At 36.5% G+C, this 18,576-nt stretch carries 17 protein-coding genes and 2 pseudogenes; 9 read left to right on the top strand and 10 right to left on the bottom strand.

Going from position 1 to position 18,576, the window contains the following annotated elements:
- The first annotated feature begins 24 nt into the window (after positions 1–24).
- Entirely contained in the window at positions 25–1,140 is a 1,116-nt protein-coding gene (locus GA0116959_RS10740) for an S-(hydroxymethyl)glutathione dehydrogenase/class III alcohol dehydrogenase (RefSeq protein ID WP_053580203.1), read from the top strand.
- Positions 1,141–1,199: 59 nt separating this feature from the next.
- On the opposite strand, the gene GA0116959_RS10735 is transcribed toward GA0116959_RS10740, so the two are convergent.
- From GA0116959_RS10735 to hppD, 3 genes are all read right to left on the bottom strand, one after another.
- Positions 1,200–2,420 (bottom strand): amino acid aminotransferase, encoded by a 1,221-nt coding sequence (locus GA0116959_RS10735; protein WP_092720688.1) that lies wholly within the window; start codon positions 2,418–2,420, stop codon positions 1,200–1,202.
- Positions 2,421–2,452: 32 nt separating this feature from the next.
- Complete coding sequence (locus GA0116959_RS10730; RefSeq protein WP_092720687.1) at positions 2,453–3,853, bottom strand: amino acid permease; 1,401 nt, start codon at positions 3,851–3,853, stop codon at positions 2,453–2,455.
- Positions 3,854–4,036: 183 nt separating this feature from the next.
- Entirely contained in the window at positions 4,037–5,098 is a 1,062-nt protein-coding gene (gene hppD / locus GA0116959_RS10725) for a 4-hydroxyphenylpyruvate dioxygenase (RefSeq protein ID WP_053577860.1), read from the bottom strand.
- 948 nt (positions 5,099–6,046) lie between these two features.
- Between hppD and GA0116959_RS10720 the strand changes: the two genes are divergently transcribed.
- Complete coding sequence (locus tag GA0116959_RS10720; RefSeq protein ID WP_092720686.1) at positions 6,047–7,108, top strand: 3-deoxy-7-phosphoheptulonate synthase; 1,062 nt, start codon at positions 6,047–6,049, stop codon at positions 7,106–7,108.
- A 106-nt stretch (positions 7,109–7,214) separates the two neighbouring features.
- On the opposite strand, the gene GA0116959_RS10715 is transcribed toward GA0116959_RS10720, so the two are convergent.
- From GA0116959_RS10715 to GA0116959_RS10695, 5 genes are all read right to left on the bottom strand, one after another.
- Positions 7,215–8,411, bottom strand: a complete 1,197-nt coding sequence (locus GA0116959_RS10715) for an MFS transporter (protein ID WP_092720685.1) — start codon at positions 8,409–8,411, stop codon at positions 7,215–7,217.
- Between the two features lie 290 nt (positions 8,412–8,701).
- On the bottom strand, positions 8,702–9,076 hold the full coding sequence (gene gcvH, locus GA0116959_RS10710) for a glycine cleavage system protein GcvH (RefSeq protein ID WP_053577863.1): 375 nt from the start codon (positions 9,074–9,076) through the stop codon (positions 8,702–8,704).
- Between the two features lie 71 nt (positions 9,077–9,147).
- On the bottom strand, positions 9,148–10,176 hold the full coding sequence (locus GA0116959_RS10705) for a helix-turn-helix domain-containing protein (RefSeq protein ID WP_092720684.1): 1,029 nt from the start codon (positions 10,174–10,176) through the stop codon (positions 9,148–9,150).
- 103 nt (positions 10,177–10,279) lie between these two features.
- Complete coding sequence (locus GA0116959_RS10700; RefSeq protein WP_092720683.1) at positions 10,280–10,735, bottom strand: MaoC family dehydratase; 456 nt, start codon at positions 10,733–10,735, stop codon at positions 10,280–10,282.
- Entirely contained in the window at positions 10,735–12,588 is a 1,854-nt protein-coding gene (locus GA0116959_RS10695) for an ABC transporter ATP-binding protein (RefSeq protein WP_092720682.1), read from the bottom strand. The genes GA0116959_RS10700 and GA0116959_RS10695 overlap by 1 nt, the downstream gene beginning before the upstream one ends.
- 190 nt (positions 12,589–12,778) lie before the next feature.
- Here GA0116959_RS10695 and GA0116959_RS10690 point away from each other — a divergent pair, with 190 nt between their 5' ends.
- Positions 12,779–13,249, top strand: a complete 471-nt coding sequence (locus GA0116959_RS10690) for a hypothetical protein (protein ID WP_092720681.1) — start codon at positions 12,779–12,781, stop codon at positions 13,247–13,249.
- A gap of 206 nt (positions 13,250–13,455) precedes the next feature.
- Here the strand turns inward: GA0116959_RS10690 and GA0116959_RS10685 are convergent.
- A pseudogene (locus GA0116959_RS10685) lies at positions 13,456–13,623 on the bottom strand (exodeoxyribonuclease VII large subunit); the annotation flags it as partial.
- Between the two features lie 42 nt (positions 13,624–13,665).
- On the opposite strand from GA0116959_RS10685, the gene GA0116959_RS10680 reads away from it, so the two are divergent.
- The 5 genes and pseudogenes from GA0116959_RS10680 (at position 13,666) to ampC (ending at position 17,634) form a co-directional block, all read left to right on the top strand.
- Positions 13,666–13,923, top strand: a complete 258-nt coding sequence (locus GA0116959_RS10680; protein WP_171256909.1) for an energy transducer TonB family protein — start codon at positions 13,666–13,668, stop codon at positions 13,921–13,923.
- A 594-nt stretch (positions 13,924–14,517) separates the two neighbouring features.
- Positions 14,518–14,715, top strand: a pseudogene (locus GA0116959_RS10675) (I78 family peptidase inhibitor); the annotation flags it as partial.
- Positions 14,716–14,986: 271 nt separating this feature from the next.
- Entirely contained in the window at positions 14,987–15,403 is a 417-nt protein-coding gene (locus GA0116959_RS10670; protein ID WP_141684230.1) for a hypothetical protein, read from the top strand.
- A 38-nt stretch (positions 15,404–15,441) separates the two neighbouring features.
- Positions 15,442–16,242: an N-acetylmuramoyl-L-alanine amidase gene (locus GA0116959_RS10665; RefSeq protein ID WP_092720677.1), complete on the top strand. Its 801-nt coding sequence runs from the start codon at positions 15,442–15,444 to the stop codon at positions 16,240–16,242.
- Positions 16,243–16,467: 225 nt separating this feature from the next.
- Positions 16,468–17,634: a class C beta-lactamase gene (gene ampC / locus GA0116959_RS10660; RefSeq protein WP_092720676.1), complete on the top strand. Its 1,167-nt coding sequence runs from the start codon at positions 16,468–16,470 to the stop codon at positions 17,632–17,634.
- Positions 17,635–17,729: 95 nt separating this feature from the next.
- Here ampC and GA0116959_RS10655 read toward each other — a convergent pair whose 3' ends face one another.
- Complete coding sequence (locus tag GA0116959_RS10655; protein WP_092720675.1) at positions 17,730–17,942, bottom strand: DUF6500 family protein; 213 nt, start codon at positions 17,940–17,942, stop codon at positions 17,730–17,732.
- A gap of 353 nt (positions 17,943–18,295) precedes the next feature.
- On the opposite strand from GA0116959_RS10655, the gene GA0116959_RS14290 reads away from it, so the two are divergent.
- Positions 18,296–18,436, top strand: a complete 141-nt coding sequence (locus GA0116959_RS14290) for a hypothetical protein (RefSeq protein WP_171256908.1) — start codon at positions 18,296–18,298, stop codon at positions 18,434–18,436.
- Positions 18,437–18,576 lie beyond the last annotated feature (140 nt).

Here is an 18,576-nt window from a genome sequence, read left to right as displayed (position 1 = left end):
AACTGAATAAGGAAGGGTCAATTGATAAAGTCACGTGCTGCGGTTGCATTTGGTCCAGGCCAACCATTGAAAATTGTTGAAATTGATGTTGCTCCACCCAAAGCGGGTGAAGTGTTAGTTAAAATCACCCATACAGGTGTGTGCCATACTGATGCATTCACTTTGTCAGGCGATGATCCTGAAGGTGTTTTTCCAGCAGTACTCGGTCATGAAGGTGCAGGAATTGTGGTTGAAGTGGGTGAAGGCGTTACCAGTGTAAAAGCAGGTGATCATGTGATTCCACTTTATACGGCAGAATGTGGTGAATGCCTGTTTTGTAAATCTGGAAAAACCAATCTTTGCGTTGCAGTTCGTGCTACGCAAGGAAAAGGCGTAATGCCAGATGGCACTACACGTTTTTCTTATCAGGGTGAACCGATTTACCACTATATGGGGTGTTCAACATTTAGTGAATATACGGTGGTTGCCGAAGTATCTTTAGCAAAAATTAACCCTGATGCCAATCCTGAACAGGTTTGTTTATTGGGTTGTGGCGTTACCACAGGCATTGGAGCAGTGCATAATACGGCTAAAGTACAGGAAGGCGATAGCGTTGCTGTTTTTGGTTTAGGCGGTATTGGTTTGGCGGTGGTACAAGGTGCGCGTCAAGCGAAAGCTGGCCGTATTATTGTTATTGATATGAACAATGAAAAATTTAAACTAGCCGAAGAGTTTGGTGCAACAGATTTCTTAAATCCAAAAGATTATGACAAACCGATTCAAGAAGTGATTGTCGAAATGACAGGTTGGGGTGTTGACCATTCATTTGAATGTATTGGGAATGTCAATGTGATGCGTTCCGCGCTTGAATGTGCGCATCGTGGTTGGGGACAATCAGTCATTATTGGCGTAGCGGGTGCGGGTCAAGAAATATCGACTCGCCCATTTCAGTTGGTGACTGGGCGAACTTGGAAAGGGACTGCTTTCGGTGGTGTAAAAGGTCGTTCTCAACTGCCTAAAATGGTTGAAGATGCGATGCAAGGAAACATTCAGCTTGAGCCTTTCGTAACCCATACCATGGGTTTAGATAAAATTAATGAAGCATTTGATTTAATGCATGAAGGCAAATCTATTCGTTCTGTGATTCATTTTAAAGATTAATTTAGTCATCATTTAAAATAAAAAAACGGGCAATTAGCCCGTTTTTTTATTATTCATATTTAAGCGATAGCTTGATGTGCTGTCGCTTTAATCACTTCAGCAACAGAATTGGCCACATAATCAATATTACTCAAATTTAGACCTGCGGCACACATACGACCACTGCGCAGTAAATAAATGCCGTATTGATCTTTTAAAATATCGACTTGTTCTGCTGTTAAACCTGTATAGCTAAACATTCCTTGTTGTTTAACCAAATAACTAAAGTCACGTTCAGGCAAAGCTTGGCTTAATTTCTTATTTAACAAATGACGCATTTTAATAATACGTTCACGCATTTCGGTCAGCTCAGCTTGCCATTGAGCAGTAAGCTTTGCATCATTTAGGACATTATTGACTAACAAAGCACCCGTAGTTGGAGGGCTTGAGTAAATACGACGCACTGTTGCTTTTAATTGACCTAAAACTTTTTGAGCAGTGCTTTGTTCATCGCAAACAAAAGTTAAACCACCAATGCGCTCACCATAGAGTGAGAAAATTTTAGAGAATGAATTACTGACAATAAAATTCATACCTGATTGATCTAAAGCTCGGATGGCATAAGCATCTTGCTCTAAACCTTGACCAAAACCTTGATAAGCAATATCCAAGAATGGAATAAGATCTTGTTTTTTTAATACTTCAATGACCTGATCCCATTCAGCAGGCATTAAGTCTGCACCCGTTGGGTTATGGCAACAAGGGTGTAGCAACACAATACTTTTTGCAGGAAGTGTCGTTAATGTTTCCAACATTGCAGTAACATTCACACCATTGGTTTCTGCATCAAAATAAGGATAAAAATGAGTCTGAATACCAGCACCATTAAAGATGGCGATATGGTTTTCCCACGTCGGTTGGCTGACCCAAAGATCAGAATGAGGAAAATATTTCTTTAAAAAGTCTGCACCTACTTTCAGCGCACCAGAACCACCTAAAGTTTGAATGGTCACCGCACGACCATCACGACGCGCAGAACTATCTTGACCTAAGAGTAGCAGTTGAGTGGCTTGATTATAGGATTTCAAACCATCCATAGGTAAATACAGTTTTACCTGATCATTATTGGCTTCAATATTTTGATACGCAGTTTTAACCGCATTTAACTGAGGAACAATATTTTCCTCGTTGTAATACAGCCCAATACTTAAATTAACTTTTTGTGTCCGTTCATCTTTGCCAAACTCTTCCATTAAAGAAAGAATCGGATCACCTGCATAAGTATCAACATGTTGGAACATGAAAACATCCTTCGTTGTATGTAGTAAACAAATCAAGCTTTGGTTATAGAGCGCATTTTATCTTTTAATGCCAACTGATTGGCTGTTATTTTTTTATTTTTGAAAAAATAAGCCACTAAAAGCACTGAAATCCAAACAGGTATCATCATGACTGCAATACGCATGTCCGGAGTGTGGCTCATAATCAGCAAAATACCGCACATAAATATAATGCATAAATAGTTAGTGAAAGGATAGGCAATACTTGGAAACTGTGTAGGAGCATGAATTGAAATCATATGCTTCTTAAATTTTAAATGTGTGTACGAAATGACCACCCAGTTAATCACAATCGCAGCAACCACTAACATCATGAGCAGGTTAAATGCTTTTTCAGGAAAAAGATAATTAATGAGTACACACATGAGCGTAAAAAATGCCGAAACCATAACCGCATTGACAGGGATACCGCGTCGATTAATTTTACTTAAAAATTGAGGTGCATTACCTTGTTGAGCTAAACCGAGCAACATGCGACTGGTGCAATAATTGGTGCTGTTATAAACCGAAACAGCCGCAGTTAATACCACAAAATTTAAAATGGTTGCTACCGTTTGACTGCCCAAAGAATCAAAAATAAGTACAAAAGGACTGCCGCCTTGCGCCATTTGGTTCCAAGGGTACAGCGATAAAATAATGACCAAACTCAGGATATAAAATAAAAGGACACGATAGACGATTTGATTGACTGCTTTGGGTAAGGTTTTTTGTGGATTGTCTGTTTCTGCCGCCGCAATTCCGACCAGTTCAATTCCACCAAATGCAAACATAATCATGGCCATCGCCATCACAAGGCCCATGACACCATTGGGAAAAAATCCGCCGAGTGCCCATAAGTTGTGTAAATTAGATTGTGTACCACCACTGCCAGTCGCCAGTAAATAGCTGCCAAAAGCAATCATGGCAACAATCGCTAGAACTTTAATAATGGCTAACCAAAATTCCATTTCACCAAATAACTTGACATGTAAAAGATTAATTAAGTTAATGAAAATAAAGAATCCCAGTGCTGAAACCCAAGTTGGAATTTCAGGCCACCAATAATGAATATATAAACCAATCGCGCTTAATTCGGCCATACAGACCAAAATATTCAGCACCCAATAATTCCAGCCAGACATAAAGCCAGCAAATTTGCCCCAATATTTGTAAGCAAAATGGCTAAAAGAACCACTTACAGGTTCTTCTACAATCATTTCTCCCAATTGGCGCATCATTAAAAAAGCAATAAGCCCAGCAATGGCATAACCTAAAATAACGGAAGGGCCAGCAAGTTTAATGGTCTGGGCAATACCAAGAAATAAACCTGTTCCAATAGAGCCACCCAGTGCAATTAGTTGGATGTGACGGTTACTTAAACCTTTTTTGAGGTTTCCTTGTTCAATTTGCTGCATCTTCTATCTTCATCCCTGTTGAGATAGTGCTCACTCGATCATGATTAATATTTTAAAATAATGATGTTATTAAATCATCAGAGCAATATCAGAAATTTTATTAACAATATTTTATATTAAAGCTGAGTTTCTTATGCACCGAACAGCTCAAATGCATAAGAAAATTGATTTATAATCGTGCAACTAAGCGTTGGAAATATCTAAAACACCACGTTTAATTTGATCACGCTCAATGGATTCAAATAAAGCCTTGAAGTTTCCTTCACCAAAACCATCATCATCTTTACGTTGAATAAATTCAAAAAATACAGGACCTAACATATTTTCAGAAAATATTTGCAACAATAGGCGCTTGTCATCATTTTGCGTATTGCCATCAAGTAAAATGCCACGCTTTTGCAATTCTTCAGTAGGCTCGCCATGATTAGGTAAACGTTCTGGCAACATTTCATAGTAGGTTTGCGGTGGTGGAGTCATAAATTTCGCACCCAATGCTTTTAATTTGTCCCATGTACCAATTAAGTCATCAGTAATAAATGCAATATGTTGAATGCCTTCACCATTAAAATCATTTAAAAATTCGGCAATTTGACCATTTCCTTTGTCTGAATCTTCATTCAATGGAATACGGATTTTTCCATCTGGTGCTGTGAGGGCTTTTGAAGTTAAACCCGTATATTCACCTTTAATATCGAAATAGCGAACTTCCTGAAAATTGAAAATATTTTCATAAAAATCTGCCCAATATTGCATACGACCTTTATAGACATTATGGGTTAAATGATCGATCTCTTTTAAGCCTGTTCCAACTGGATTTAAGGGCACATCGTTAAAGAAAATAAAATCACTTTGATAAATATCACGATCGACCAAGAAAATAGGTGAACCACCAATGCCTTTAATTGCTGGAATATTCAGCTCCATGGGGCCAATTTTTGAATAAATCGGTTCAGCACCCAATTGAATGGCTTGATTAAATGCTTTGGCTGCATCTTTGGTTCTAAATCCCATAGCACAGGCAGAAGGGCCATGTTCTTTAAAAAAGTATGCTGCATATGATTCAGGTTGATAATTGAGAATAATATTGATATTGCCTTGACGCCATAAATACACATTTTTTGATTTATGCTTAGCGACTTGCGTGAAACCTATCGTTTGAAAAATTTCGTCTAGATCTCCATCCTTAGATACGAATTCAATAAATTCAAATCCACAGAGTTCTAATGGGTTCGCTAGCTTATTCATACAACATCCTCATTTTTTCAAGCAATCCTATTGCCCACTTTTTAAATTTTTTGATCATTAAACAAACGAATAAGCCATAGCAATGATTTAAATTTTTATGACAAATCCGTTTGTCTGATTCTGTCTTTCTCGTCTCAGCTATTGCTTAAAAGTATCTCGGAACACGAGAAAGACACTACATTTTTTCATGATAACAAGGTGAAATAATTATTCAATACATAATTTAATTACGTATATCGTAATATTGGTGTATTAAAAAAATTATTTATAACATAAATTAATGATATATATAAAATAAAGTTTTGTTTTTGGTGGAGAGTCGTAAACTGTTAAATTGTTTCTTTTTGTAAATAAGTTAAGATTTAAATTTTTAATTGATTATTAAGGTACTGTTTTATAATGTTATTAATTAAATATTATTAGGGCCGAGTATTTTATAAAATGAAAAATAAAAAGAGTAAATGGAATTCAATCTATTCACTTTGGATAAATAAAAATATGCTAAGAAGGAAGGGAATTATTTAGAAAAGTAATTCGTTCCGGATAGATTTGGTATTTTCAGTCAGAAACTTATTTTTTAAGAAGCGCTTGTCAAAGTCATCAATAACGCGTATTTTAAAGTATAGACATATATTTTTTGAAGAAATAAAGATGTTAAAGCAACCATTACTTCGTAACGCGACTTATTACTTTTGGCAATTTAGATAATTGCCTGAACGCGTTCGGGCAAGAAATGGTTGCCCACCCAGTTAATACCTGATCGGCAACCCTGATCAGGTTTTTTTATGCTTTATTTTTTATATTTTGGAGTAATCTCATGCAAATATTTAACTATTCATACTTGGGTAACTTTTTTTGGTTTTACTTTAGTCAAATGATGACGCAATCCATTAGACCCATGTCGCTCAAATAAAAGATTGGACTCAAAGAAGTCCCTAGGAAAGTCCCATGAATGCTTTAAATACTGCTTTACAACATATTCCAACAACAACCAAAGAAACTATTTTAAGTTTGCCTCATCAATTAAAGGCGCAATTGCCTTTGTCTTCCACGCTTGCTCATCAGATTAATGCACAGCGCCAGACGATCCAAAATATTTTAGATGGTCACGACTCACGTTTGATGATTGTGACAGGCCCATGTTCAATCCATGACCCGATTGCTGCACTAGACTATGCAAAAAAATTACAACAATTACAAAGCACAGTGGCAGATCAAATCTTCTTCGTAATGCGTACTTATATTGAAAAACCTCGGACTACCGTAGGTTGGAAAGGTTTTTTATATGATCCAAATTTAGATGGGTCCTCAAACATGCAATTGGGATTAGAAAAATCTCGTGCGTTATATCTTCAAATTATAGAAATGGGATTACCCATTGCTTCTGAAATTTTAAGCCCAATGGCAACGGCATATTTCGATGATTTATTGGCTTGGGGCGCAATTGGTGCACGTACCAGTGAATCACAAATTCATCGTGAAATTTCAAGCCAGATGCCTTATAGCATTGGTTTTAAAAATGGTACTGATGGGTCTATTCAAATTGCTTTGGATGCGATTCAGTCAGCTTCTCATCCGCATCAATTTATGGGCATGAGCCAGTCAGGTTTGCCGTGTATTTTAGAATCGGAAGGTAACCCTAAAGCACATTTGATTTTACGTGGGTCTAATGCTGGTCCTAATTATCACTTGACTGAAATTGAAAAGATTAAAGAAAAAGTGAAAACTGAATTACCTGCTTTGGTTATTGATTGTAGCCATGGCAATAGTGATAAAAATCCTTTATTGCAAGCAGAAGTATTACGAACCATTGTAGCTGAACGTTCACTTAGCCATGTTCGAGGTGTGATGTTGGAAAGTCATCTAAATGATGGTCAACAGAAAATTTCATCGAAGATGACCTATGGGCAATCCATTACAGATGGTTGTTTAGGGTGGGATAAAACCCAACAGCTTCTAATTGAAATTGCCGATTCATTACGTACTTCTGCGTTAAAACGAAGTGCTTAGGATTTAGATTTTTCTAAAGTTCATTTGAAATCTATAAAAAGCATCCTTCATTTTGAGAAGGATGCTTTTTTTATTGTATTACGCGGAATATTTTATCGAGACATATTTAGACTATTATGGGTTTACGATCGACACATAATTTATAAAAAACCAAGCTCAGTGCTGTGATAAATGCACAGAGCAGATAGGCAAAGCTATAACCTTGGTGAGCAATCACCAGACCCAATAAAATAGAACCCAAAGCGATCCCTAAATCATAACAAGTAAAGAAAGTTGACGTGGCATGTCCAATCCGATCTTTTGGGGAACGTTGAATAGAAAGCGTCTGTAAACAGGGCTGAGCTGAGCCAAATCCCATACCAATGAATACAGCAGCAAGCATTAATCCAGTGACGGTGTTAATCTGACTTAAAATAATCAATCCTATTGCGAACAAGGTAATCGCAGGGTACACCACATAATTGGGTCCTTTACGATCATAAATTTTTCCAGTAAACGGACGCAGACTCATCATTGAAATTGCAAATACCACAAAAAATAAACTCGCATATGCCAGTAAGTTTTTAGATTCTGTAAAAGTAGAAATAAATGACATGATGCTGGCGTATGAAAAAGAAATAATCATCGCCATAATCGAAACAGGCAGGGCTTTCTTTTCCATAAAATCATTTAGAGATAAGCGCGGTTTGTGTAAAGCTAATTCTTTCTTGAGTGGGTTTTGAATCGGAATCATGAAACAAAAAATAAAACCTAAACAGATAATAGCTGCAAGAATAGCTGCTACGCCGGTGTAGGAAAGTGATAGCAACAGCGTAAGCCCCAATAATGGCCCGAGGACAATGCCTAAATTAATAGACATCACAAAATAACCCATTCCTTCGCCTTTGCGTGTTTCAGGAATAAAGTCATTGGCAATTGGAACGGTCACTGTGGTTAAAATACTAAACCAGATTCCATGTAAAAAACGAACCACTAAAAGTACGCTTAAGTTGTCTGCAAAAAAATAGGCAAAAGAAAATAAGCAAAATAAAGCTTCTGAAACATAAAGCGTTTTTTTGCGTCCAAATTTTTCAATGATTAATCCACTAAAAGGGCGAACTGCAATCGAAGATGCCATAAATAATGTCATGGCTAAGCCCGCTTGTGCCAAGCTTCCACCCAATTCATTGACAATATAAATTGGTAAAATTGTAGTTTGTGCAAAATAAAAAACAAATAAGAAGAGATTATTCGCCAAACATAATATAAATGACTTATTCCACAATGGCTGAGTATTCTCAGGAGAAGAGAGAGCAGGAGACATAATTTATCCAATTCAGAGGAAAGATGTGACTCATCAGGCTTATCAAATATATTATTAATAATGGAATAGATTTTTAGTTGTTGGGAGGGATAAGACAAGAAGTCGAAAGATTGTACAAATTTTAAATGATTATAGTGGAAAAGTATAGTTGTTATAAATCAAGCAAATTCATTCTATTAAATCTTTATAAGATCAAACAGATAAATATTATAGTTACATTGATCAATAGGTATTAAAATATACTAAAAAAATCAGCCCTATAGGCTGATTTTTATGGGTTTAAGAGAGACTTATAAACCTGCTTCATAATCTTGGCTGGAGAGTAGTTTTTCTACATCTGCCATATTGTCCGGTTTGATTTTATAAATCCAACCTTTGCCATACGGTTCATCATTTACAAAATCTGGATCATCTTCTAAAGCTGAATTAATCTCGACCACCTCACCAGAAACAGGCGCATGAATATCAGAAGCCGTTTTAACTGATTCGACGACACCTGTTTGCTCGCCAGCAGTAATATGTTGACCGATTTCTGGGGCTTCAACATAGACCAAATCACCTAAAGCATCCTGTGCATGGTCAGAAATACCTGTAATGACCAGATCACCTTCAATTTTAACCCATTCGTGAGTCGCGGCATATTTCAATTCTGAAGGATGGTTCATGGATAACTCCTTTAAATTATTCACATCATTTTTGCTGTGTTTTATACATGGTTTTTAAACAAAACGAAAGTTTATAAATATGGGTCTTTACGCCAATTACTCGGACTACGACCATTCCAACGCTTAAATGCTCGACTAAAATTGGCGACATCACTATAGCCAAGTTCATCTGCAATTTGTTCTAAAGTATAATCTGTACGGGAAAGCAGCGATGTTGCATGCCGATATCGTACTTCATCCACCAAAGTTGAAAAGGTGGTGCCCTCGGCAGCCAATTGACGTTTTAGAGTTCGATCTGACATATGTAAACGACTTGCAACGTGTTCAATACTCAAATAATGCTGTTCTGAATGGGTCAAAATATCACGTACGCGCATGGCCAGACGGCGTCGTTCACCTAAAGCTGATAATTCCGCTTCACATTGGTTAATCGCAATTTGACTGGCAATCGGGTCTGCATTTACCATTTTTAAATTTAAGAATTTTTTATCGAAACTTGATAAAAGATGTGGCTGTTCAAAACGGAAATTGTGCGAAGGAAATTTTGTAATATAACGTTCAAAACCTGAAGGTTGAGGAAAGTCAAAATCGATATCAGCCGATAAATCATCACTACCTGTCAAAGCTTTAGCCATCGTGATGATGCCAAGAGTTAAAGCAATGGTAATTTCAGTCCTTAATGGCTCAAGATCAAAGTCACATTGTAATTGTAATGTGGCTTTCTCACCAAAAGTTGAAAAATAAAGTTGTAAAAAGGGCATACGTAACTGAATAAATCGGTTTGCCAAAACCAAAGCTTCAGTTGTATTATGCGCGGTCATAATGGCATAGCCAATAAAGCCATGAATAGAAATACGCATTTGTGTGCCCAAATGGAAACCTAGCGTCGGCTCTCCAGTTAAGCGTAGCGCGTGTTTAATCAGCTCATTTGCCACAGGCGTAGGAAGGCGATAATTCGGTTCAGCCAATTGTTCGCTGTTTAATTGAAAAGGACTAAATAATGCTTCTGCATTGTAACCCCAACGAGACACCACATCTAATAGGAGTAAACCGTACACTCCTGGTATTCCCTGATCTTGTTTTGGAGAAATCGTTTTCATGCGCTATCCATTTGCACTCATTCGTTTTTTTAAATATTCACTTGCATCTTGGCATAAAAAAAATAGTCTGTTCATAAAATTGTTCGACAATAATTCTAAAGTCTTATAATGAGACAGCACTAAATTCTCTTTTAAAAACCACAATTTTAGTTATTGAAATCAGCACAACCTCTCTATTTTGATTAAGGGTCTGAGTCAGATAGCTCACGATCGCTCGATCATTTTTAGTTTTTGATGGCGTAATTTCGACAATTTCTACTTCAACATGAATGTAATCATTTGGGCGTGTAGGACGTGGCCAGCGAATAGTTGACTCTGAACCAATCAGTCCATAGGCAACTGGAAAACATTCTGTCCATAAACGCATAGTGACCGCAGACGTATGCCAGCCACTTGCAGCAATCCCTTGAAAAATAGGATGGTCTTTGGCCTGTTCTTCATCGGTATGAAATACTTGTGGATCAAAAGCATGAGCGAATTGCTGGATTTCCTCTAATGTCATTTTATATTTACGACTAATAAAACGATCTCCCAATTTTATGTCTTCCAAATACAACATTAATCCATTTCCTTTTTCTTCAAAGCCTGTTGCTCAATTAAGAAACCACCAGTCTGTCTTTGCCATAAATGTGCATAAATACCATTTAAAGCAACCAATTCATCGTGTGTGCCTTGTTCAGCAATTTTACCTTCATCGAGTACAATTAAGCGATCCATTTGGGCGATAGTTGAGAGTCGGTGCGCAATTGCAATCACGGTTTTGTCTTGCATTAAATCATCTAAACTGGACTGAATTGCTGCTTCAACTTCTGAGTCTAACGCGCTGGTGGCTTCATCTAAAATTAAAATAGGTGCATCTTTTAAGAAAACTCGGGCGATGGCAATTCGCTGGCGTTGGCCACCTGAAAGTTTAACACCACGTTCACCGACATAAGCTTCATAACCCGATTTACCACGCAAATCTGTCAGTTGAGGAATAAAGTCTTCAGCTTTGGCTTTACGCACTGCTGCAAACATTTCTTCATCGCTGGCATTTGGACGACCATATTTAATATTTTCAGATACGGTACGATGCAGTAAAGAGGTATCTTGAGTTACTAAAGCAATGTTTTTACGCAAGCTATCTTGAGTGACATCTTCAATGTTTTGTCCATCAATTGAAATACGACCTTCATTAATTTCATAAAAATGTAATAACAATTGAATAAGAGTCGATTTACCTGCACCAGAGCGACCGACAATCCCAATTTTTTCACCAGGCCGAATGGTTAAATTTAACTGATCAATCACATTTTTATTGTTATAAGCGAAACTGACTTGATCGAATTTAATTTCACCTTTTTTCACCTCTAAAGGTTGGGCATTTTCTTTATCTTGAATTTTGATAGGGCGACCTAGTGTTTTCATCCCATCCTGAATCGTGCCGACATTTTCAAAGAGAGCAGAGGTTTGCCACATCATAAATTCAGCAATGCTGTTGAGTTTCAAAATCATGGCTGTGGTTGCGGCAATAATACCCAGTTCTGCTTGTCCATTCATCCAGAGCCAAATGGCTGTACCCAAAACACCCACATATAAAACGACACTGAGCAAATTAATACTAATTTCGTACTGGACCCCCAAACGCATTTGCTGATAAACTGTGAGCATAAAACCTTGCATCGATTCTTTGGCATATTGACTTTCACGTCCTGCATGCGCAAAGAGCTTAACCGTTTGAATATTGGTATAAGCATCTGTGACACGCCCCGTCATGATAGCTCTAGCATCAGCTTGTTTATTTGAAATTCGACTTAAACGTGGGATAAAAAAACAAGCAGCCGCTACGAATAAAAATAACCAAAGCATTAACGGTATAAGCAGAATTGGAGAAATAGCACCCAATACCAAACTAATGGTCACAAAGTAAATAAAAACATAGGCCAGCATATCACCCAAAATCACCCAAAATTCACGTACTGCAAGCGAGGTTTGCATCACTTTGGCAGATAAACGACCTGCAAAATCATTATGAAAAAAATCTAAACTTTGCTGTAATAATAAATTATGAAAGCGCCAACGTAGACGCATAGGAAATGTGCTAAACAGAATTTGATGTTTAATAATCGACTGAAAACTTGAAAAGAAAATATTGGCAAATAAAATACACACCAATAAAGTCAAATTTTGAGTATGTTGGGCTAAAAAGGTTTCGGGTTGACTTTTGCTTAGCCAGTTTACGAGGTCACCAATTTTTGCGTACAGAATTGCTTCAAAGCTGGCAGCACCAGCCGTGAACAATACCAGCAATAACAAATAAGGACGAACGCCGGTAGCCGCTTGCCATACAAAAGGAAAAAAACGGGTTGGAAGTGGTTCGTTTAAACCTTTAGAAGGATAAGGATTGACGAGTTTTTCAAACCACTGCAACATAAGTTCCACCTTTGAATATCAATATTATTAAATTTCAGTAATTTACAAATTTTCCATCAAAAACAATACTTTGATTGATAGTCTAGTATGCGTTTGAACCTATGTAAACACCACTTTAGCTGTGCGAACCCGATTATATTTACGCCCTGATTTACGCCATAATGAAAAAATGCTCAAGGCGTAAATTTTTATGGGAACTCTAGTTCAAAGATCACTCTCAGACGGTACTTTAAGATACAGAGCTGAAATACGCATTAACCGTAAAAACTTTCCTGCATATAAAGAAAGTAAAACTTTCACTACTAAGCGCATTGCTGAAAAGTGGGTCAAAAAGCGTGAAGTCGAAATTGAGAATAACCCCGACATCTTAAACGGTAATCACCACGAAAAAAGCATAAAGCTTTCTGATGCTATAGATTTATATCTGAATGAAACAGAAGGGGTCTACAGCAAAACAAAAGTGAATGCCTTAAAGCTAATCAAAAAATTTCCGATCGCTAAAAAGTCTATCATGAAATTGAACAGTTTGGATTTATCTGATCATGTTGCTTTAAGGAAAACGTATTGTCCGAAAGTAAAGGTTGGTCCTGTAGTGCCCAGTACTATTCTTCACGAATTGCTACAGATACGTAGTGTACTAACGCATGCATCAGTCATGTAGGAAACACCTGTAGATTTAAATTCATTTGACCGCACAACAGCACAGCTACGTAAGACTAGGCAGATATCAGCCAGTAGAATAAGAGATAGACTGCCAACAAATTCTGAACTACAGCAATAAAACTCCCAAGGGCTCTTTGGGGAATAATAAAGAATTCTCTGTATCTGAAGAATGCCAAAAAATTATTGAAATATTGATGCGACCAGAAATATAGTTGCTTTACAGCTGGCAATCACTTTATCCGTGTCTTCTTCTTTTTCAGCCAACTTTAAATAATAGTGACCACCTTTCATGCTTAAGTTTCGGATCTCAGCTTTCACCCATACTGGCTCATCAAAAGCTACACGTATAACTTCTTGAACCTTATAATGTATATTCTCTTAAACCCATTTACATATGGAGCGAATGATCAGAGTTTGAAGCCAGATAATAAGGTGGCATACGCTGAGGTTTTAATTACGCTAGATGAGAATGGTAGTCATGAAGTTCTATTAAAAAGAAGTAGTGGAAATGAAAAACTTGATGAAAAGATAGTAAATGCTGTAAAAGATGCTGCATTTGCACCGATTAAGAATAAAAAAGTTAAATATCCTGTATTTTTAATACAGCTATTTGAGATTAGGCTTAATGATGCAGAATCTAATATTGAAGATATTCCAAAACGTTTAAGTTAATTTATATAGCAACGAAAGCTGGGTTATTGATCGGGCTTTTTAAATATGAATATGTTTGTAATTTTTTGCCAATGAGTGAAAAAGAATTTTATTTAAAATGTGCGCCATAGAATATATCGCTGTAGTTTCTGGTTTTATTTTGCCTCCTCCCTAGGAGGTATTTTTTTGTCAGGAGAAACACATGCTCCGATTCCTAAAGTGTCTACTTGGCTTTCATGGTGTGACTGAAATTGATTACACGGTCGATGATGAAGAGATCAAAGTGTGTCTAGATTCTTTGAAAGAAGTTTAATACCTTTCGCTACGTTTTCTTTTTTACTTGCCGAACGAATTACGACACATAAGACCTCTCATAGAAATATCTAGAGATTTCTCTTTTCTTCTTGAAGTATGTGATTTAATAGAATGTATAGAGATTGTTCTCAAGCCTGTGGTTGACACCTTCTTATTCGGTATGATTAGTTTTTTATCCTGATAAGACAAAATTTTATGAAAATTATCCAGAATTTATCTTTAATTTTAGCTGCGATTACATTGACAGCATGTGCAAATCATCCTGAACAGGTGCCTTCTCAACAGCCACATACAATGACTAACTGTGTATCTGAAGAAGCAACAAAGCTTGTTGGGCAAACTGGTTTATCAGAAGCAGTGATTAAAACGAAGACTAAAGCTGAAACTGTAAGAATGGTTTCTCCCGGTCAACCAGTCACTTTAGATTATCGTTCTAATAGAGTCACAGTTGTGACTGATCCACAAACCAAAATTATCGTTCAAGCATCTTGTGGCTGATAGCTTAAGACTGATTAAAAAGAACCACCTTCGGGTGGTTTTTTATTGGAAGTAAGAAATGCAAAAAGCCGTGTTTCGTATCTTCGTGCATGCCGACATCACCAAAGCCATTAGAGCTTTATGTATACCAATTACATCAAGGCATTAGAAGAAAAAAAGCCTTTACGTACAGCACAAGAAGTTGCACAAGTTGTTAGTGATTTTGGTGAGACAATTCGTTAATAATTGATTTATTTTCATGTTATATTTCCCTCATTGGGGTGGGGGATTTATGAATAAAATATTACTTATACTTGGCTTATTTTTTAGTATTTATAGTTATGGGGCGAATGCTCCCAATAAAAGCAAAACAGATGATTTAGAGAAAAGTCGCGACCTTTGCACTGGTGGGGCGGAAATCGCCAGAACAATAATGGTAGCGAGACAGAAAGGTGTATCATTAACAGAAATCTATAACGCTCTTGGTTTGGTTGATAAAGAAACAAGAGAAACGCTTGAGATTTTTGTGGTCAATGCTTACGAAGTTCCGATCGCTGATTCTCCTAAAGATTCAAAAATAATAAGTTTAGAATTTGCGAATGGGTTTTTTAAAGAATGTATGGGTATAAGTGAGGGTATCTATGGCAGTGAATTACGTTCAACTCCTGACAGTATCAATGTACACAGAATAGTAATCAATCAAGAGTAAATACATATTAAAACAAACCTCCTTCGGGAGGTTTTTTAATGGGTGCAATTTATGGACGAGAAAGACTACTTCTGGAAAACTGGAAGAAGGCTTGGAAACTCAAGTCAGTACAAGTTGGCGCAATTAGCGCCTTTTTTGACGTCTTAATTTTATTCGCAGAGCAATTTTTGGGAGTATGGAATATCATTCCGCAGGATTTAAAAGATCTAATTCCTGAACAATGGCAGGAATATGTAGGCATTTTTGTTGGTGTGGGTATTGTGCTTGCGCGTTTGAAAAAGCAGCCTGAACTGCATAGCGATATTCAGCCATTTGTCACAGTTACAGCTGGACATTCAAATAAAGATCCTGGTGCAGTAAATGGAAAATTTAAAGAAGCTGAACTGGTCTCTCAATTTCGGAATGCTGTTGCATACTATTTACGTGAAGCAGGAATTCAATATAAAACCGATGGGGTCGGCACGCTCAATCAAGACTTAAACTCAGCAATTAAACTGATTAAAGGATCATCCGTAGCAGTTGAATTCCACATGAATGCTGCAGCCTCAAAACAAGCGAATGGTGTTGAAACGATTGCATTACCAAAAGACAAGAAACTAGCTCAAGCGCTATCTAAGGCGGTAGCTGATGCATTTGGCAGTCGCTTGCGTGGTGACAAAGGTTGGATTGATCAGAGTCAGTCAGCACGTGGAAAGCTTGGTTTTATTAGCAATGGCGGCTTAATTGTAGAGCTTGGTTTTATATCGAATGAAGCGGAGTTGGCTCAATTTAATACACGATACTGGGTAGCTGCTAAAGCTGTGGCCCATGTGTTTATTGATTATGAAAAGCGCAACTAAGCTTTTAACGCTGTGCATCCTACTTTCAGGCTGCAAAGCTCATTCGATTTCAACAAAAGTACATGTCACTGTTTGTGTTCAGTGTGTGAATTAATGAAATTAAATGAGGACTGTTTCGTATAAGCGCCATTATGTTAAATGGATGGAAATTAATATAATTATTAAATAGTAGATTTTAGATAGATGGCAAAATAGCGGTTTGCATAATTGATGGAAATACTAGGAATGTTATCTGTAACTAAGAAAAGTTTTAGATTTAGCTTCTTTACTTTGGCTATAGGATTGAGCACCTATTCTAATGCTTATGATGTGGAAAAAAATAAGGATAATATTGAGACAACAATCAATCAGTCATTTAAGCCACTTATGGAAAAATATGGGGTGTTAGGAATGGCAGTAGGTGTTATTTATAAGGGAAAAAATCACGAACAATATTATGGTATTCAATCTGATATTGATAATAAAGCGGTTGATAGCCAGACTATTTTTGAATTAGGTTCTGTAAGTAAAATTTTTACTGCAACAGCAGGTGCTTATGCTAAGAACCAAGGTAAACTATCTTTCCAAGATCACCCAAGTAAATATTGGCCTGCATTACAAAAATCAGAGATTAACACGGTTAGCTTACTAGAATTAGTAACTTATACGAGTGGTAACTTACCATTACAATTTCCAGATAATGTAAACACAGATGAGCAGGTTTTAGAATATTTCCAAAATTGGCATATCAAGAATTCCCCTGGTCAATATCGTCAATATTCAAACCCAAGTATAGGATTGTTTGGCGAAATAGCAGCAAGATCAATGAAAGTTCCTTTCACATCATTATTAGAAAATGTGATTTTTCCAAAATTTAACATGAATCATACTTATGTCAATGTGCCTAAAGAACAAAAAGAACATTATGCTTTTGGTTATGATCAGCTGAATCAGCCTATTAGAGTTAGCCCCGGTGCTTTAGATGCTCAAGCTTATGGCGTTAAATCTTCACTTCCAGATATGCTTAAATTTTTAAATAAAAATTTGAATCCAGAAAAATCTAATTCTGATTTTAAGAAAGCTATTTTAGAAACACATAAAGGATATTTTAAGCTTGGAAACATGACACAAGCACTTGGGTGGGAGACTTTTTCTTATCCTACAACTTTAGAGATTTTACAAGAAAGTAATTCTGAAAAAGTTGTTATGCGATCAAACCCAGTTGTAAAGGAAACCACTCAGGCAAAGTCCAAAGTTTTCCATAAAACAGGTTCTACGAATGGTTTTGGAACTTATGTTTTCTTTGTTCCAGAAGAAAATTTTGGGCTTGTGATGTTGATGAATAAAAAGATTCCCAATGAAGAACGCATAAAGGCAGCCTATAAAGTCTTTAATACGATAAAAAGCAGTTAACTTGTTCTAAAATTAATATAATACGGATTATATGAAGCCTTAATATTAGATCAGGGCTTTTTAATTTCGTATAACAGCTATCATGCTGAGTTAAGCTAAGACTCACTTAAAACAAGAGCTTTAATTTTTACAGCTTTTTCAAAATGATCTAATTTATGTTGCATGATCCACCAACTAGCTGCTTCCATTAAGAGCTCAGGATTATCGTTTTTATTCTTGAAAAAGGCATAGAAAGATAAACCAACGTTATCTCCTTTTTTCTCAATTTTCTCATTACATCCATGAATAAATATTTCTCTTAACTCTATTTGTCATAGTTTTAAGATTCCCTAGAATCAACATAATACATCTTATGCGAAATAAGCGATTTATTTTCAAATAAACCATTTGTTTAACTGTTTCAATGTTAATAAAGATTTCTTAGAAGGGTGTAAAACTTATTTTAAGCATCAAAAAGATGCACTTAAGTAAATGTGGTGTGGCAGGAAATTAAGTTAAGCGGTAATGTCATGTTGTATAGCGCATTCGATTTCAACAAAAGTGCATGTCACTGTTTGTGTGCGATGTGTGAATTAAAACATCATGCGTAACATAAATCTTATTGATGCTGAGCTGTACATGTCATATCTATTTGTTAGTTATATAAAATGAGGAAGTCGATATGACTAGCAAGCAAGATCAAGAATCAAATCCGCATAAAGAATCGAATGATGACAAGGGGGATCAGAAGACCTATCAAAACCCTAATCCACAGAAAAAGCCAAATGAAGAACCTGAGCAGCCATTGAAAGAACAAAAATAAATCAAAAAAAAACCCTCAGCATGATTGAGAGTTTGCAGCTGCTTGATCGCAATATATGAGCAGTTGCAAGATAAATTAATTGATTATTTTAATTGAGAAAGATATGGATTCAGAGAAGCCCTCAAGTGAGGGCTATTTTG

The sequence above is a fragment of the Acinetobacter albensis genome, assembly GCF_900095025.1.
Classification (GTDB): Bacteria; Pseudomonadota; Gammaproteobacteria; order Pseudomonadales; family Moraxellaceae; genus Acinetobacter; species Acinetobacter albensis.
The sequence above is the reverse complement of the archived record's forward strand: the minus strand, read 5'-3'. Positions and strand labels throughout refer to the sequence as shown.